The organism is Mycobacterium kyorinense (assembly GCF_001672775.1).
In the GTDB taxonomy this organism is placed as follows: Bacteria; Actinomycetota; Actinomycetes; order Mycobacteriales; family Mycobacteriaceae; genus Mycobacterium; species Mycobacterium kyorinense_A.
Map to the genome: position 1 here is coordinate 1 of NZ_LZKJ01000045.1, position 15,220 is coordinate 15,220.

The 15,220-nt window shown below is 66.2% G+C and carries 13 protein-coding genes; 11 read left to right on the plus strand and 2 right to left on the minus strand.

Annotation, left to right across the window (positions count from 1 at the left end; genetic code table 11):
• Together A5707_RS03500 and A5707_RS03505 are read left to right on the plus strand one after the other, a co-directional pair.
• A partial coding sequence (locus tag A5707_RS03500; protein WP_156657529.1) for an SDR family NAD(P)-dependent oxidoreductase occupies positions 1 to 2,541 on the plus strand: 2,541 nt, incomplete at its 5' end.
• Between the two features lie 195 nt (positions 2,542 to 2,736).
• The gene (locus tag A5707_RS03505) at positions 2,737 to 4,296 is read left to right on the plus strand and encodes an HNH endonuclease signature motif containing protein (RefSeq protein WP_065013191.1); all 1,560 of its coding nucleotides are present in this window, start codon (positions 2,737 to 2,739) and stop codon (positions 4,294 to 4,296) included.
• Position 4,297: 1 nt separating this feature from the next.
• Here A5707_RS03505 and A5707_RS03510 read toward each other — a convergent pair whose 3' ends face one another.
• Together A5707_RS03510 and A5707_RS03515 are read right to left on the minus strand one after the other, a co-directional pair.
• Positions 4,298 to 5,593 carry a serine hydrolase domain-containing protein gene (locus tag A5707_RS03510; RefSeq protein WP_065013133.1) on the minus strand — a complete coding sequence of 432 codons (1,296 nt, stop codon included), beginning with the start codon at positions 5,591 to 5,593 and terminating at the stop codon, positions 4,298 to 4,300.
• Positions 5,594 to 5,664: 71 nt separating this feature from the next.
• The gene (locus tag A5707_RS03515) at positions 5,665 to 6,129 is read right to left on the minus strand and encodes a peroxiredoxin (RefSeq protein WP_065013134.1); all 465 of its coding nucleotides are present in this window, start codon (positions 6,127 to 6,129) and stop codon (positions 5,665 to 5,667) included.
• 125 nt (positions 6,130 to 6,254) lie between these two features.
• Between A5707_RS03515 and A5707_RS03520 the strand changes: the two genes are divergently transcribed.
• The 9 genes from A5707_RS03520 to pyk all read left to right on the plus strand — a co-directional run bounded on the left by A5707_RS03520 (position 6,255) and on the right by pyk (position 15,211).
• Positions 6,255 to 7,790 (plus strand): anthranilate synthase component I, encoded by a 1,536-nt coding sequence (locus A5707_RS03520; protein ID WP_065013135.1) that lies wholly within the window; start codon positions 6,255 to 6,257, stop codon positions 7,788 to 7,790.
• Positions 7,783 to 8,397, plus strand: a complete 615-nt coding sequence (locus A5707_RS03525) for a TIGR02234 family membrane protein (protein WP_065013136.1) — start codon at positions 7,783 to 7,785, stop codon at positions 8,395 to 8,397. Before A5707_RS03520 ends, A5707_RS03525 begins: the two co-directional genes overlap by 8 nt.
• Before the next feature lie 80 nt (positions 8,398 to 8,477).
• The gene (gene trpC, locus A5707_RS03530; protein WP_065013137.1) at positions 8,478 to 9,296 is read left to right on the plus strand and encodes an indole-3-glycerol phosphate synthase TrpC; all 819 of its coding nucleotides are present in this window, start codon (positions 8,478 to 8,480) and stop codon (positions 9,294 to 9,296) included.
• 28 nt (positions 9,297 to 9,324) lie between these two features.
• On the plus strand, positions 9,325 to 10,584 hold the full coding sequence (gene trpB, locus A5707_RS03535) for a tryptophan synthase subunit beta (protein ID WP_065013138.1): 1,260 nt from the start codon (positions 9,325 to 9,327) through the stop codon (positions 10,582 to 10,584).
• Entirely contained in the window at positions 10,581 to 11,393 is an 813-nt protein-coding gene (gene trpA / locus A5707_RS03540; protein WP_065013139.1) for a tryptophan synthase subunit alpha, read from the plus strand. The genes trpB and trpA overlap by 4 nt, the downstream gene beginning before the upstream one ends.
• A complete protein-coding gene (locus tag A5707_RS03545; RefSeq protein ID WP_065013140.1) occupies positions 11,390 to 12,964 on the plus strand; it encodes a prolipoprotein diacylglyceryl transferase in 1,575 nt (524 codons plus the stop codon). Before trpA ends, A5707_RS03545 begins: the two co-directional genes overlap by 4 nt.
• A gap of 27 nt (positions 12,965 to 12,991) precedes the next feature.
• Positions 12,992 to 13,387 carry an NINE protein gene (locus tag A5707_RS03550; protein WP_156657531.1) on the plus strand — a complete coding sequence of 132 codons (396 nt, stop codon included), beginning with the start codon at positions 12,992 to 12,994 and terminating at the stop codon, positions 13,385 to 13,387.
• Positions 13,377 to 13,763, plus strand: a complete 387-nt coding sequence (locus A5707_RS03555) for a DUF2752 domain-containing protein (RefSeq protein ID WP_065013141.1) — start codon at positions 13,377 to 13,379, stop codon at positions 13,761 to 13,763. Before A5707_RS03550 ends, A5707_RS03555 begins: the two co-directional genes overlap by 11 nt.
• 29 nt (positions 13,764 to 13,792) lie before the next feature.
• Positions 13,793 to 15,211, plus strand: a complete 1,419-nt coding sequence (pyk, locus tag A5707_RS03560) for a pyruvate kinase (RefSeq protein ID WP_065013142.1) — start codon at positions 13,793 to 13,795, stop codon at positions 15,209 to 15,211.
• Positions 15,212 to 15,220 lie beyond the last annotated feature (9 nt).

A 15,220-nucleotide genomic window follows, 5' to 3' on the forward strand; every position in this document is an offset into this window, starting at 1 on the left:
TTGGCGCAGGCCCGAGAGCGCGGCGAGCCGTTCACCGGCATCGTCTGGCGCAGCGCCGGGCCGGGTGCGGCCGAGTCGAGCGCTGAGGGTGCTGCGCGGCTGGAGAACGAGATCGCGCACCTGCTCAGCGCCGTGCACACCCTGCAGGCCGATGAGGTGATCAAACTGCCCGGCGGTCTGTGGATCATCACTGAACGGGCCGTGGCGACCGAATCCGGCGAGCCGGTCGATCCGGTCCAGGCGGCGCTGTGGGGACTTGGGCGCACCATCATCAACGAAGAACCGGCGCTGCGCTGCCGGCTGGTCGATGGCGACGGATCAGAGCAGGCCGTGCACTCGCTGGCCGGTCTTCTCGGTGCACCGATCGAGGAGCCGGAACTTGCACTGCGGCAAGGAAAGCTGTTGGCATCCCGGTTGCTGCCATGGGCACGCAGCGGTCATCTCGCGGTGCCGCGTGGGACCGATTACGTCCTGTCACCGACCGAACGCGGCGCAATCGACAACCTGCGGCTGATCGAGACGGAAGCGTCGCCGCCCGACGACGGCTGTGTGCAGGTGCGGGTGGAGGCCGGCGGCTTGAACTTCCGGGAGGTGCTCAATGTGCTGGGCCTCTACCCGGGCGATCCGGGACCGCTGGGCGGCGACTTCGCCGGCGTGGTCACCCAGTTAGGCAGTGGCGTCACCGGACTCGAGGTGGGGCAACGCGTCTATGGCTTCATGCAGGGTGCCTTCGCGAGCCGGTTCAATGTGCCGGTTCAGTTGCTGGCGCCGCTGCCTGACGGGCTGAGCGCAGTAGCAGCGGCCACCATCCCTGCTGCAGCGCTCACGACCCGACTTGCGTTCGACTGGGCGCAGCTGAAGCCCGGTGACCGGGTGCTGATTCACGCCGCGAGCGGTGGTGTCGGATTGGCGGCCATCCAGATGGCGCAGCGGAAAGGCGCGGTCGTCTTCGCCACGGCGAGCGCCTACAAACGCGCGACGCTGCGCAAACTGGGTGTGGAATATGTCTACGACTCGCGCAGTACGGATTTCGCCGACCAGATCCTGGCCGACACCGACGGCGCTGGCGTCGACGTGGTGCTCAACAGCCTGACCAACGATGGGTTTATCGAAGCGACCGTACGGGCCACTGCCCGCAATGGCCGTTTCGTCGAGATCGCCAAGCGCGACATCTGGACACGCGAGCAGATGGCGGCGGCCCGTCCGGATATCGCCTACGAGATCGTCGCGTTGGACTGGGCCTGCGTAGAAGAGCCTGAGCGTATTCGTGGCCTGCTGGAGGAGGTATCGGCCGGGTTGGCGAGTGGCGAATGGACGCCACTACCTACCGAGATCTACCCGCTGGCGGAGGCGAAGACCGCGTTTCGCCGCATGCAGCAAGCGCGGCATATCGGCAAGATTGTGCTGCAGATGCCGAAGCCGCTACAGCCGCAAGGTGATCGGAGCTATCTGATCACCGGTGGGCTCGGTGCGATCGGTCTGCACACGGCGTCGTATCTGGCTCAACTCGGAGCCGGCGACATTGTGCTGAGCAGCCGGCGCGCACCCGATGCGGTGACAGAGCGGGCGATCGAGGACATCACTGAGCGCTACCGGTGCCGTATCCACACGTTCGCGGCCGATGTCGGTGACGAGTCAGAAGTCATCAAACTGCTGGAGCGGATCCGCGCGGAGTTACCTCCGCTGGCGGGAGTTGTCCACTTGGCGGGCGTGCTCGACGACGCGCTGCTGCCACAGCAGAGCCTGGAGCGTTTTCGGACGACGTTGGCGCCCAAGGCATACGGCGCCCGGTACTTAGACCGGTTGACGAAAAACGACGATCTCGACTTCTTCATTGTGTCCTCCTCGGTGTCCAGCCTGCTCGGTTCACCCGGCCAGGCCAATTACTCGACGGCCAATGCGCTGCTCGACGGGCTGGTCGCGGAGCGGAAGGCGCAAGGCTTGCCGGCGACCGGTATCAACTTTGGTCCCTGGGCCGAGGGCGGGATGGCTTCTTCGGAGGCTGCCCGCGCCAACGTCGGTGCGCAAGGCCTGGTTCCGCTGGAACCCACGGCCGCGCTGACCGCGCTCGCCGAGGTCGTCGCCAACGGAACTGGACAGGCAACCGTCATCAAGGCCAACTGGCAGCGCGCCGCGAAGCTGCTGGGCGGCGCTCGTCCACCGATGCTCGACCTCGTGTTGCCGAGTGCTGTCGCAGAGGCAACCGGCGACAGTGAGTTGCTCCGGCAACTTCAGGAGATACCGGTAGCGCAGCGCGCCAGTTTCATTACCGAATTCCTGCAGCGCGAAGTGCAGCAGTTCCTGCGGCTCGCGCAGCCGCCCGCCGCAACCAGCCGGTTCCTCGACTTGGGCACGGATTCCTTGATGGCGGTCGAACTCCGGAACCGGTTGCACAGCCAGTTCGGTGGCGCCTTCACGATCAGCGCTACCGCGGTATTCGACTATCCGACAATCGGAGGGCTCGGCGAGTATCTCGCAGGGCAACTGCCCGAGTCGGAATCGGAGTTAGGGGAGGCAGAGCCCGTCGCGGCTAGTGACTGAATCCGCGGCAGACGCGTTGCCAGTGCCGTCATAGGGTGCGCCTTGGCGGCTCGCTTCTTGAAAGATTCTTGGCTTTCTGGTCCGGTCGCGATGGTTGGCGGCGGCGCGAACCGGTTTGTCCACAGTTGGCTGTTTGTCCACAGACCGGCGCTGTGCGGCGCGTCGGTGTCGGAGGCGCGGCGTAATGTCGCACACATGTTCGACGCATCGCTGCTGGAGCCGGAGGCGCTCGGGGGTGCCGACGACGGGCTGGTGGTGGCCGCGATCGGCGAGTGGGCGCGCGTGGAGGCCGCGGCATCGGCGCGCGGGCTCGCCGCTATTGCCGAGCTGGTGGCCCGGCGAGTCGAGGGCGGATCTCCCGAATGCGGACAATGGTCGTGTGACAACTGGGACTCTATGGCGGCTGAAGTTGCTGCTGCACAAGGCATTAGCCACGGGATGGCCTCAAGCCGGATGTATTTGGCTGTGGCATTGCGTGACCGGTTGCCACGGGTGGGAGCTTTGTTTCTCGACGGGAAGATCAGTGCCCGGTTGGCGGCGACGATCGTGTGGCACACCGACCTGATCAAGGACTCCGAGGCGCTTCAACTGGTAGACAAGACGCTGGCCGACGATGCGGTGCGGTTTGGGCCGATGTCGGTCAATAAGACGGCGCAGGCCATCGAGGCGATTGTCGATCAATACGATCCCGGGGCGTTGCGGCGTACCCGCGCCCACGCGCGCAGCCGTGACGTGGTGATCGACTCCGCCGACGAGAAGTCGGGAACCGCGCCGTTCTGGGGCCGGTTGTATGCCACCGATGCCGCGGTGCTGGATCGGCGGCTGATGCAGATGGCTCACCAGGTGTGCGATGGCGATCCGCGCACCATCGCCCAGCGCCGCGCTGACGCATTGGGTGCCCTGGCTGCCAACGCCGATCGGCTGGCATGTGCGTGCGGGAATGCGGATTGCCCCGCGGCCGCCGAGCCCACTGATCAGACCGCCGCTGTGGTTGTCCATGTCGTTGCCGACGCGTCGGCAGTGAGCAGCCTGCCCGACCCGCACCTCTCAGGTGAGCCCAAGCATCGACCGATCACACGCCAGACCCCGCTGCATGAGGCGCTGGCACCGGATCCCGAGCCAGAGCCGCCGGGTGGCCGGGCTGCCAAGGCGCCCCCTGCGTTGATCACCAGCGGTGGTGTGGTGCCGACGTCGCTATTGGCCGAGTTAATCAGGGGTGGCGCGAAGCTTCAGCCGGTGCGGCATCCCGGTGACGCCGCACCGGAATCGGGATACCGTCCGTCGGCTGCGCTGGAGCGCTTTGTGCGCTGCCGGGATTTGACGTGTCGATTTCCTAACTGCGATCGCCCAGCCGAATTTTGCGACGTCGACCACACGGTGCCCTACCCGCTCGGGCCGACTCACCCGTCGAACTTGAAAACTCTATGCAGAAAGCATCATTTGTTGAAGACGTTCTGGTCCGGTCCCGATGGTTGGCGCGATGAGCAGCTGCCGAACGGCACGGTGACCTGGACGTCGCCGAGCGGTCACCAGTACACCACCTATCCGGGCAGTCGCCTGCTGTTTCCGAGCTTATGCGTGCCGACGGGCGAATTGCCTGCTGCGCCAAGGCCGAATCAGTGCCACAGCGGCCGTGGTGTCATGATGCCGGTGCGGCGACGAACTCGTGAGCAGGACCGCGCGCGGCGTATCGACGCAGAGCGCGTACTCAACGACGCCCACGTCGAAGAACGCAACCAGCCGCCACCCTTTTAGGTCAGCGCCGTCCCGCCGCTGCCTTGCGCTTGCTGGCGCGCCGACGACCGGGTGCGGGGAAGGGCGCACCGAAGTGAGGCACCTCCATCGGTCCGGTGTGGCGTGCCGCGGTGATCGCATTGCGCATCGGCCGCGCCAAGCCCGCGAACGAGGCCATGTCGAAGACCATTGGCGTCAGCAGTCGGTTGTGGACATAACCGAACGCACTGCCGGTGTCCGGATCGGCCCAGCCGAGTGTCCCGCCCAACCCGATATGCCCGAATCCCTTGAGCAGTCCGGGGATCGGCGATTCGTGATAACCGAGGTGGAATGGCATGGGCACGAACATATTCAGATCGGGCAGCACCCTCGGTCGACCGGCCAGCCCGCGCGCCAACTCGCCGGAGAGGAGCTCGGCGCCGTCGGCGCGCCCGTTGTTGGCCAGTGCGGCATACATCTTGGCCAACCCACGGCCGGTCACGACGCCGTTGGCTGCAGGCACTTCGCCGTCGAGGAATGGGATATCGCCTTGCACAAAAGATTTCATGCCCGGGAAATACATTGCGCCCAAGACTCCGGAAAACCGTAGCCCGGCGACCCTGGGTGCCACGAAGTTGACGATCGGATTGGCCTGTCCGCTTTGCGGCGCCAGGATCTGCGCCACCTGGGTGGGTGCGTCGGCTGGCGGGCGGCCGAGGTGAACTCCGTCGGTGTCGAGCGGACGCGCCACCTCGGTCCGGAAGAGTTCGCGCATTCCCAGACCGGTCACAGATCGGGCCAGCCCGGACAGCAGCCAGCCGTAGGTCAACGCGTGGTAGGCGGGCAGCCCGTGTAGATGATCGACCGGAGCGGCGGCCAGTCGTTCCTCCATCAGGTGGTGATCCATCAACTCGGTTTTGCTGACGCCGTTGAGGTGCGACAGTCCGGTGCGATGCCGCAGTACGTCGCGAATGGTGATGCCGGATTTGCCGTTGGCGCCGAACTCCGGCCAATACTCGGCGACTGGTGCGTCGTAGGACAGCAGTCCGCGGTCGACGAGGCGGTGGATGACGGTGGCGGCCACTCCCTTGGTCGCAGAGAACACCATCGCCCCGGTATCGGCCGTCCAGCGCACCTCGCCGGCTCGGTCGGACCACCCGGTCCACACATCGACGACCGGCCGCCCGTCGATGTACACCGATAGCGCGCCGCCGCCGAAGCGGCGCCCGGGGAACAGCTGCGCGAATAACCGGATGACGGCTCCGAAACGCGGATCGGCGGCACCCTGCACGCCGCGCGGCAGGCCGTCGTTGGCGCGCAGGAGCGACTGCTGGGTCACGCCATCAACGATGCTCCCGCACTGACAGCCCCGCCCGCGGAATCGAGATATTCGTCAGTTCGGCATCCGGGCTATGCCGACGACCGTCCCCGCAGCGTCGCCAGCGCCTTGTCGGCATGTGAGTTGAAGTTGAACTCACTGCCGATCACATCGAGGACCCTGTGATCGGTGTCGATGACAAACGTCGTGCGCTTCACCGGCATCAGCTTGCCCAGCAGCCCGCGCTTGACCCCGAACTGCGCAGCGACCGCTCCATCGGCATCCGACAGCAACGGGTAGTCGAAGCTGTGCGCGTCGGCGAACTTGGCCTGCTTGTCCACCGCGTCGGTGCTGATGCCGACCCGCTGCGCGCCGACGGCGGCGAACTCGCCGGCCACATCACGGAAGTGGCACGCCTCGCGGGTACAACCCGGCGTCATCGCTGCTGGATAGAAGAACAGCACCACGGGCCCATCGGCAAGCAGAGCACTCAACGTGCGCGGCGCTCCGGTCTGGTCGGGAAGCTCGAAGTCGGTCACGGTGTCACCGGTTTTCATGGCCGACACGCTACGCCTCGCCTGGCCATCTGCCGCGAGCGTAACGCCACCGCGATTTCGTAAGTGAAAAGGCGCAGCCACGTTACGTTCGCGAGCCGCCCACCCCCATCTGGGAGGATGACGGGGTGCATGCCGACCTCGCCACCACCTCACGTGAGGACTTCCGCGCGCTCGCAGCCGAGCACCGGGTAGTCCCGGTGACACGCAAGGTGTTGGCCGACGCCGAGACGCCGCTGTCGGCCTACCGCAAGCTGGCGGACAACCGGCCGGGAACCTTCCTGCTGGAGTCGGCCGAGAACGGTCGGTCGTGGTCGCGGTGGTCGTTCATTGGCGCCGGCGCGCCCTCGGCGTTGACTGTGCGCGACGGCGAAGCCGCGTGGCTGGGCACAGTGCCCCAGGACGCTCCCACCGGCGGTGATCCGTTGACAGCCCTGCATGCCACCCTCGAGTTGTTGGCTACTGCGGCGCTGCCCGGACTGCCGCCGCTTTCGGGCGGGATGGTGGGATTCTTCGCCTATGACCTGGTGCGACGGCTCGAACGCCTGCCCGCATTGGCCACCGACGACTTGCAACTACCCGACATGTTGCTGCTGCTGGCCACCGATCTGGCCGCCGTCGACCACCATGAGGGCACCATCACGCTGATCGCCAACGCGGTCAACTGGAACGGCACCGACGAGCGGGTGGACTGGGCTTACGACGACGCGATCGCTCGGCTCGACGTGATGACCGCGGCGCTGAGTCAGCCGCTACCTTCGACCGTGGCCACGTTCACCAGACCCGAGCCGCGGCACCGGGCCCAGCGCACCGTGGAGGAGTACGGCGGGATCGTCGAGCGTCTGGTCGGGGAAATCGAGCGCGGCGAAGCGTTTCAAGTGGTGCCGTCGCAGCGCTTCGAGATGGACACCGACGTCGCACCGATCGACGTCTACCGGATGCTGCGGGTATCCAACCCGAGCCCCTACATGTATCTGCTGCACGTGCCGAATGACGCTGGCGGAACAGCATTTTCGATCGTAGGCTCCAGCCCCGAGGCATTGGTCACCGTGCACGACCAGTGGGCGACAACTCATCCGATCGCCGGGACCCGGTGGCGCGGCCAGACCGAGGAAGAAGACCAGCTGCTGGAAAAGGAACTGCTGCACGACGACAAGGAGCGCGCCGAACACCTGATGCTGGTCGATTTGGGCCGCAACGATCTGGGCCGAGTCTGCGTGCCCGGCACCGTGCGCGTCGAGGACTACAGCCACATCGAGCGCTACAGCCACGTCATGCACCTGGTCTCCACGGTGACCGGGCTGCTCGCCGAGGGCCGCTCCGCGCTGGACGCGGTGACCGCTTGCTTCCCGGCAGGCACGCTGTCCGGCGCGCCGAAGGTGCGTGCGATGGAGCTGATCGAGGAGGTGGAGATGACCCGACGCGGCCTATACGGCGGCGTGATCGGCTACCTCGACTTCGCCGGCAACGCCGACTTCGCGATCGCGATCCGCACCGCGCTGATGCGCGACGGCACCGCCTACGTGCAGGCCGGCGGCGGAGTGGTGGCCGACTCCAATGGCCCCTACGAACACACCGAGGCGACGAACAAGGCCCGTGCGGTGCTGAACGCGATCGCCGCCGCGGAGACGCTCTCCGCCCCCGACACCGGCCGCGATGGCTGACGCCGGTCGGGGCCGGCTGACAATCCGGATCGCCCAACTGCTGTTGGTGATCGCGGCAGCGGGGTTGTGGGCGGCCTCGCGGCTGCCGTGGGTCGCTGTCCAGTCGTTCGACGGACTCGGACAACCCAAGACCATCACCCTCTCCGGCGGGTCGTGGTCGACCGCGCTGCTGCCGCTGGCGGTATTGCTGCTGGTCACCGCGGTGGCGACGGTGGCCGTGCGCGGTTGGCCGCTGCGCATGGTGGCCGTGTTGGTCGCAGCGGCCAGTCTGGCGATCGGTTACCTGGCCATCAGCCAATGGGCGGTGCGGGACGTGGCGGTGCGAGCAGCCGACCTCGCGCACATCTCCCTGCTCACGCTGGTCGGAAGCCAGCGGTATCACACCGGTGCGGCGATAACCCTGGCGGCAGCGGTATGCACGCTGGTCGGAGCGGTATTACTGATGCGGTCGGCCGCCCCGGCAGGATCCACAAAGTACGTCGCGCCAGCGGTCCGCCGAGCGCAAGCAGAGCAGCACGACGGGGACATGTCGGAGCGGATGATCTGGGATGCGCTCGACGAGGGCCGCGACCCGACGCGACACGACCCGGACACCGAGGGTCGGTGACGGACGGCGCGCTGACGGCCGCTACCCTTTCGGTGAACGTCATCGAAATCTGCGGGGCCCGCGGGGAAGGACCGACAGGTATGAGTTCGGCAACCGTGCTCGACTCCATCATCGAAGGAGTCCGCGCCGACGTTGCCGCTCGCGAAGCCGTCGTGAGTCTGCCCGAGATCAAAGCCGCCGCCGCGGCGATGCCAGCCCCGCTCGATGTGATGGCCGCGCTTCGCGAGCCGGGAATCGCGGTTATCGCCGAAGTCAAACGTGCCAGTCCGTCGGCGGGCCAACTGGCGTCGATCGCCGACCCGGCCGCGCTGGCCCGAACCTACGAAGACGGCGGCGCGCGAATCATCAGCGTGCTCACCGAGCAGCGCCGATTCCATGGTTCGCTGGCCGATCTCGACGCGGTGCGTGCGGCTGTGTCGGTGCCGGTGTTGCGTAAAGATTTTGTGGTGGGGCCCTACCAGATTCACGAGGCGCGCGCCCACGGCGCCGACATGCTGCTGCTGATCGTTGCCGCGCTCGAACAGTCGGCGCTGGTGTCGATGTTGGAGCGCACCGAGTCGCTCGGTATGACTGCACTGGTCGAAGTCCACACCGAGGAAGAAGCCGACCGTGCGCTCAAAGCCGGCGCCCGGGTGATCGGGGTGAATGCCCGCGATCTGATGACGCTGAAAGTCGACCGGGATTGCTTCGCCCGCATTGCTCCTGGCCTACCGAGCGACGTGATCAGAATCGCCGAATCCGGTGTGCGAGGCACTGCCGATCTGCTGGCCTACGCCGGTGCCGGTGCTGACGCGGTGTTGGTCGGTGAGGGTCTGGTCACCAGTGGCGATCCCCGCGCCGCCGTCGCCGACTTGGTCACCGCGGGCAGGCACCCCTCTTGCCCGAAGCCGGCCCGCTAGATCAGCTAGTCCGCATGGACATTGAGTGATGGCAGACTTTTCCGGTCCGGAACTCCCGCGTTCCAGCGCGGCCATCGCCGAACCGACCAGCCACGACCCCGATTCACGGGGGCATTTCGGCGCATACGGCGGCCGATTCGTCGCCGAGGCGCTGATGGCGGTGATCGAAGAGGTCACCGCCGCCTACGACAAGGCCCGCACCGATCAGGGATTCCTCGATGCCCTCGACAAGTTGCAGGCACACTACACCGGCCGGCCGTCTCCGCTGTACGAAGCGACACGCCTGTCCGACCATGCTGACGGTGCGCGGATCTTTCTCAAGCGAGAAGACCTGAACCACACTGGTTCTCACAAGATCAACAACGTGCTCGGGCAGGCATTGCTGGCCCGCCAAATGGGTAAAACCCGCGTTATCGCCGAGACCGGGGCCGGCCAGCACGGCGTGGCCACCGCCACAGCGTGCGCGCTGCTCGGTCTGGACTGTGTCATTTATATGGGCGCGGTCGATACGGCGCGCCAAGCGCTCAACGTGGCCCGGATGCGGTTGCTGGGCGCCGAAGTGGTGTCGGTGGAATCCGGGTCCAAAACTCTCAAAGATGCGATCAATGAGGCTTTCCGGGATTGGGTCACCAATGCCGACAACACCTACTACTGCTTCGGCACCGCCGCGGGACCGCATCCGTTTCCGACCATGGTGCGCGATTTCCAGCGGGTCATCGGACTCGAAACGCGCGTGCAGATTCAGGACCAGGCGGGCCGGTTGCCCGACGCCGTCACGGCGTGCGTCGGAGGCGGATCCAACGCCATCGGGATTTTCCATGCGTTCCTCGACGACCCCGGTGTTCGGCTGATCGGCTTCGAAGCCGCCGGCGACGGCGTCGAAACCGGACGCCATGCCGCAACATTCACCGGCGGGTCACCGGGAGCGTTCCAGGGGTCGTTCTCGTATTTGTTGCAAGACGAAGACGGCCAAACCATTGAGTCACACTCGATTTCGGCAGGCCTGGACTATCCCGGGGTCGGCCCGGAACACGCGTGGCTCAAAGAAATCGGCCGCGCAGAGTATCGGCCGATCACCGACACCGAGGCAATGGACGCGTTCAGTCTGCTTTGCCGCACCGAGGGCATCATCCCAGCCATCGAGTCTGCGCATGCGGTGGCAGGCGCGCTCAAACTCGGTGTCGAGTTGGGCAGGGGAGCGGTCATCGTGGTGAATTTGTCTGGCCGCGGCGACAAAGACGTCGAAACCGCCGCGAAGTGGTTCGGTCTGCTGGAGGACCGCGGGTGACCGTGGAGCAGAGCGAAACAAGCCGGCTGGGAGATCTTTTCAGCTCATGTCGACGGGATAACCGGGCAGCGCTGATTGGTTATCTGCCCACCGGATACCCCGACGTCCCCGCATCGGTCAGCGCGATGACCGCGTTGGTCGAATCGGGCTGCGACTTGGTGGAAGTCGGCGTTCCGTATTCGGATCCGGGTATGGACGGGCCGACGATCGCGACGGCTTCCGAGGCCGCGCTTCGCGGTGGCGTACGGGTGCGCGACACCTTGGCCGCCGTGGAGGCCATCAGCGCCGCCGGTGGTCGCGCGGTCGTCATGACCTACTGGAACCCGGTACTGCGCTATGGGATTGATGCGTTCGCGCGGGACCTCGCCGCGGCAGGCGGCCACGGCTTGATTACGCCGGACCTCATCCCAGACGAGGCCGACGAGTGGTTGGCCGCCTCTGAGGAGCACCGCTTGGATCGGATCTTCCTCGTTGCGCCGTCGTCGACGCCGCAACGGTTGGCGGCGACGGTCGATGCATCGCGCGGGTTTGTCTACGCCGCGTCCACCATGGGTGTCACTGGCGCCCGTAACGCGGTGTCGCAGGCCGCACCCGAGTTGGTGCACCGGGTACGAGCGGTTTCCGACATACCTGTCGGCGTGGGCCTGGGTGTGCGGTCGGCTGAGCAGGCGGCGCAAATCGCCGGATACGCTGACGGGGTCATCGTCGGCTCGGCGTTGGTGTCGGCGCTGTCCGACGGCGTCGCCGCGCTCCGCGCGCTGACCGAAGAGCTTGCTGCAGGTGTGCGCCAAAGGATTTCCACATCATGACGACAACCGTGCTTGCGTATTTTCCGAGTCCACCACGAGGAGTGTGGCACCTGGGGCCCGTCCCGATTCGGGCCTATGCGCTGTTCATCATCATTGGCATCGTGGCCGCGCTGGTGATCGGTGATCGGCGGTGGGTGGCTCGGGGCGGGGAGCGCGGGGTCATCTACGACATCGCGCTGTGGGCCGTACCTTCCGGGCTGATCGGTGGTCGCCTCTATCATCTGGCTACCGATTGGCGGACATATTTCGGTGAGGCTGGCGCGGGCTTGGGCGCCGCTTTCCGAATTTGGGACGGCGGATTGGGGATTTGGGGCGCAGTAGCGCTGGGCGGCGTCGGTGCGTGGATAGGCTGCCGACATCGCGGTATCCCACTTCCCGCCTTCGCTGATGCGGTCGCGCCAGGAATTGTGTTGGCGCAGGCAATCGGTCGGCTCGGAAACTACTTCAACCAGGAGCTCTACGGCCGGGAGACCACGCTGCCGTGGGGCTTGGAGATCTTCTATCGCCAGGACCCGGCGGGCTTCACCGACGTGCACTCCCTCGACGGGGTGTCGACCGGCGAGCTCGCGATGATTGTGCATCCGACGTTTCTTTACGAATTGCTCTGGAACGTCCTGGTATTCGTCGCGCTCATTTATCTCGATCGGCGGTTCAGGATCGGCCATGGTCGGCTGTTCGCGCTGTATGTCGCCGGGTATTGCTTTGGAAGGTTCTGCGTCGAGCTGCTGCGCGACGACATCGCCACCCATATCGCCGGGATTCGAATCAACTCCTTCACAGCGACTTTCGTCTTCATCGGCGCCGTGGTCTATCTCATTCTGGCCCCCAAGGGCCGCGAGGATTTGGCGGTGCCCGCTGCAACGGCTGCCGAGCTTGCACCCGTGGGATCCGCATCGACGGCCGCACCGGCGGCGGATATCTCGGAGCCGGTTGATTCCGTAGAGCCGGCGCCTGCGGCTGAAGCGGAAGCGGTCGGGGCCGAGGAACTCGATACGGCGGCACAGCCGACCGAAGAGGCGGAGGCGGTCGCGGCAGCAGCCGAAGAAGCTGAAGCCGACGCCGCCGTGACGGAGGTAGCGGCTGACGCTGAGTTGCCAGAGTCTGACGCGGAAGAAGCCGAGGCTGAAGAGGTCGAGGAAGCCGAGGCTGAGCCGGAGCCCGAGTCCGAGGTCGAGGCGGAGGAGCCCGAAGCGGAGGAGTCCGAGCCTGCAGTGGCCGCGGAAGCCGAGGCTGAGACCGACGTTGAGGAGCCTGAGCTTGGCGAGGTCGAGGAAGCGGAGGCTGAGACCGACGTTGAAGAGCCTGAGCTTGACGAGACCGAGGCTGAAGCAGAGGACGCAGAGGCCGAGACCGAACCGGAGGACATAGAAGCCGAAGAGCCCGAGGCCGAAGAGGAAGAAGAGGCCGAGGCGGAGGAGCCTGAGGCCGAAGAGGAAGAAGAGCCCGAGTCGGCCGACGTCGCCGCCGAGGAAGCCGAAGAACCTGTGCCGGATATGGCTGAGCCGGCCAGTCCCACCCCGACGGGGTGGAGGTCGCGGTTGAGCAGGCTAAGGCGCAGGTCGGCACGATAAGGACCCGCAATCGCCGGCGGAACTGGCATGCTGAAGGACGTGACCGACCCTTCTGGCGAATCGCGTCCGCAGCCACCGGGCTATCCGCCCTATTCGCCGCCGCCACCACAGCCCTACCCGCCGTATCCGCCGGGCAACGTCGCTGACCCCGCGGCGCCCTACGGCCGGCACCCGCTGACCGGCGAGCCGCTGTCGGACAAATCGAAGGTCGTGGCCGGCCTTCTCCAGCTGATCGGGCTGGTCGGCATCGTCGGCGTCGGTCGCATCTACATCGGACAGACCGGATTGGGCATTGCCCAGATGATTGTGGGCCTGGTGACCTGTGGCCTCGGCGCAGTCATCTGGGGCGTCGTCGACGCCGTGCTAATGCTCACCGACAAAGTGCGCGACCCGCAGGGCCGCCCACTGCGTGATGGAACTTAGCCGAGGTGTAATCGGTTCTGGCGCGCTGCTGGTAGCCGCCGTCGCGTACGTCGGGCTGGTCGATCCGCATCAGCAGAATTCGATCTACCCCTCCTGCCCGTTCCGGCTACTCACCGGCTGGAACTGCCCGCTGTGTGGAGGCCTTCGCATGACGCACGACCTCCTCCACGCCGACCTCGTCGCCGCAGTCGCCGACAACGTGTTTGTGCTCATCGGCATGCCAATGCTGGCGGCGTGGATTCTCCTCCGCCGCCGCCGCCACAAAGCCGTACTGCCGTTGCCCGCGGTCATCACCGTGTCGGTCGCCACAGTCGCGTGGGCCGTACTGCGCAACCTGCCTGGTTTCCCGCTGGTTCCGACGCTCGTTACCGGGTAGGTCGGCCACCGCGACTATGCTGTGTCGTCGTGACGAGGCGCGGCAAGATCGTCTGTACTCTCGGCCCGGCCAGTAACACTGACGAGTCGGTCAGAGCGCTGGTCGAGGCTGGAATGGACGTCGCCCGAATGAACTTCAGCCACGGCGACTACAGCGACCACAAGGCCGCTTACGAACGCGTTCGAGCCGCCTCGGATGCCACCGGTCGCGCCGTCGGAGTGCTGGCCGACCTCCAAGGCCCGAAGATCCGATTGGGCCGGTTCGCCGACGGCCCCACCTACTGGGCGAACGGCGAAACAGTGCGGATCACCGTCGCCGACTGCCCCGGCAGTCACGACCGAGTGTCAACGGCCTACAAGCAGTTGGCCCAAGACGCGGTCCCGGGCGACCGGGTTCTGATTGACGACGGCAAGGTCGGCTTGGTGGTCGAAGACATCGACGGCGACGACGTGGTCTGCACTGTCACCGAAGGTGGGCCGGTAAGCAACAACAAGGGAATGTCGCTGCCGGGGATGAACGTGTCGGCTCCTGCCTTGTCCGACAAGGACGTTGAGGATCTGGAGTTCGCGCTGGACCTGGGTGTCGACATGGTGGCGCTGTCGTTCGTGCGATCGCCGTCCGATGTCGAACTGGTGCACGAGGTGATGGACCGGGTCGGGCGTCGGGTGCCGGTGATCGCCAAACTCGAGAAGCCGGAAGCCATCGACAATCTGGAAGCGGTGGTACTGGCCTTCGACGCCGTGATGGTGGCCCGCGGTGACTTAGGTGTAGAGCTGCCGCTCGAAGAGGTCCCGCTCGTGCAGAAGCGGGCCATCCAAATGGCCCGGGAGAACGCGAAACCCGTCATCGTCGCCACGCAAATGCTCGACTCGATGATCGAGAACTCACGCCCCACCCGGGCCGAGGCGTCCGACGTCGCCAACGCTGTGCTGGACGGCGCCGACGCGTTGATGCTGTCCGGGGAAACCGCCGTCGGCAAGCACCCGCTGGCCGCAGTCCAGACGATGGCACGAATTGTCTGCGCCGTCGAAGAGAATTCGACAGCCGCGCCGCCGCTGACCCACGTGCCCCGCACCAAACGCGGCGTGATCTCTTATGCCGCTCGCGACATCGGCGAGCGGCTCGACGCCAAAGCCCTGGTCGCGTTCACCCAGTCCGGAGACACTGTGCGGCGGCTGGCCCGTTTGCACACCCCGCTGCCGCTGCTGGCCTTCACGCCACTGCCCGAGGTGCGCAGCCAGCTTGCGATGACCTGGGGCACCGAGACATTCATCGTTCCGACCATGCAGTCCACCGACGCGATGATCCGCCTGGTCGACAAAGCGTTACTCGATCTCGGCCGCTACAAACGCGGTGATCTCGTCGTCATCGTCGCCGGCGCCCCGCCCGGCACTGTCGGCTCCACCAACTTGATCCATGTGCACCGCATCGGCGAGGACGACGTCTAGCCGGGCAAT

Coding starts and splice junctions, on each gene's coding strand:
- A5707_RS03550 (WP_156657531.1), top strand. CDS start 12,992: ATGCTGAAGGACGTGACCGACCCTTCTGGCGAATCGCGTCCGCAGCCA.
- trpB (WP_065013138.1), top strand. CDS start 9,325: ATGGCAGACTTTTCCGGTCCGGAACTCCCGCGTTCCAGCGCGGCCATC.
- A5707_RS03525 (WP_065013136.1), top strand. CDS start 7,783: ATGGCTGACGCCGGTCGGGGCCGGCTGACAATCCGGATCGCCCAACTG.
- A5707_RS03545 (WP_065013140.1), top strand. CDS start 11,390: ATGACGACAACCGTGCTTGCGTATTTTCCGAGTCCACCACGAGGAGTG.
- A5707_RS03515 (WP_065013134.1), bottom strand. CDS start 6,129: ATGAAAACCGGTGACACCGTGACCGACTTCGAGCTTCCCGACCAGACC.
- trpC (WP_065013137.1), top strand. CDS start 8,478: ATGAGTTCGGCAACCGTGCTCGACTCCATCATCGAAGGAGTCCGCGCC.
- A5707_RS03505 (WP_065013191.1), top strand. CDS start 2,737: ATGTTCGACGCATCGCTGCTGGAGCCGGAGGCGCTCGGGGGTGCCGAC.
- A5707_RS03555 (WP_065013141.1), top strand. CDS start 13,377: ATGGAACTTAGCCGAGGTGTAATCGGTTCTGGCGCGCTGCTGGTAGCC.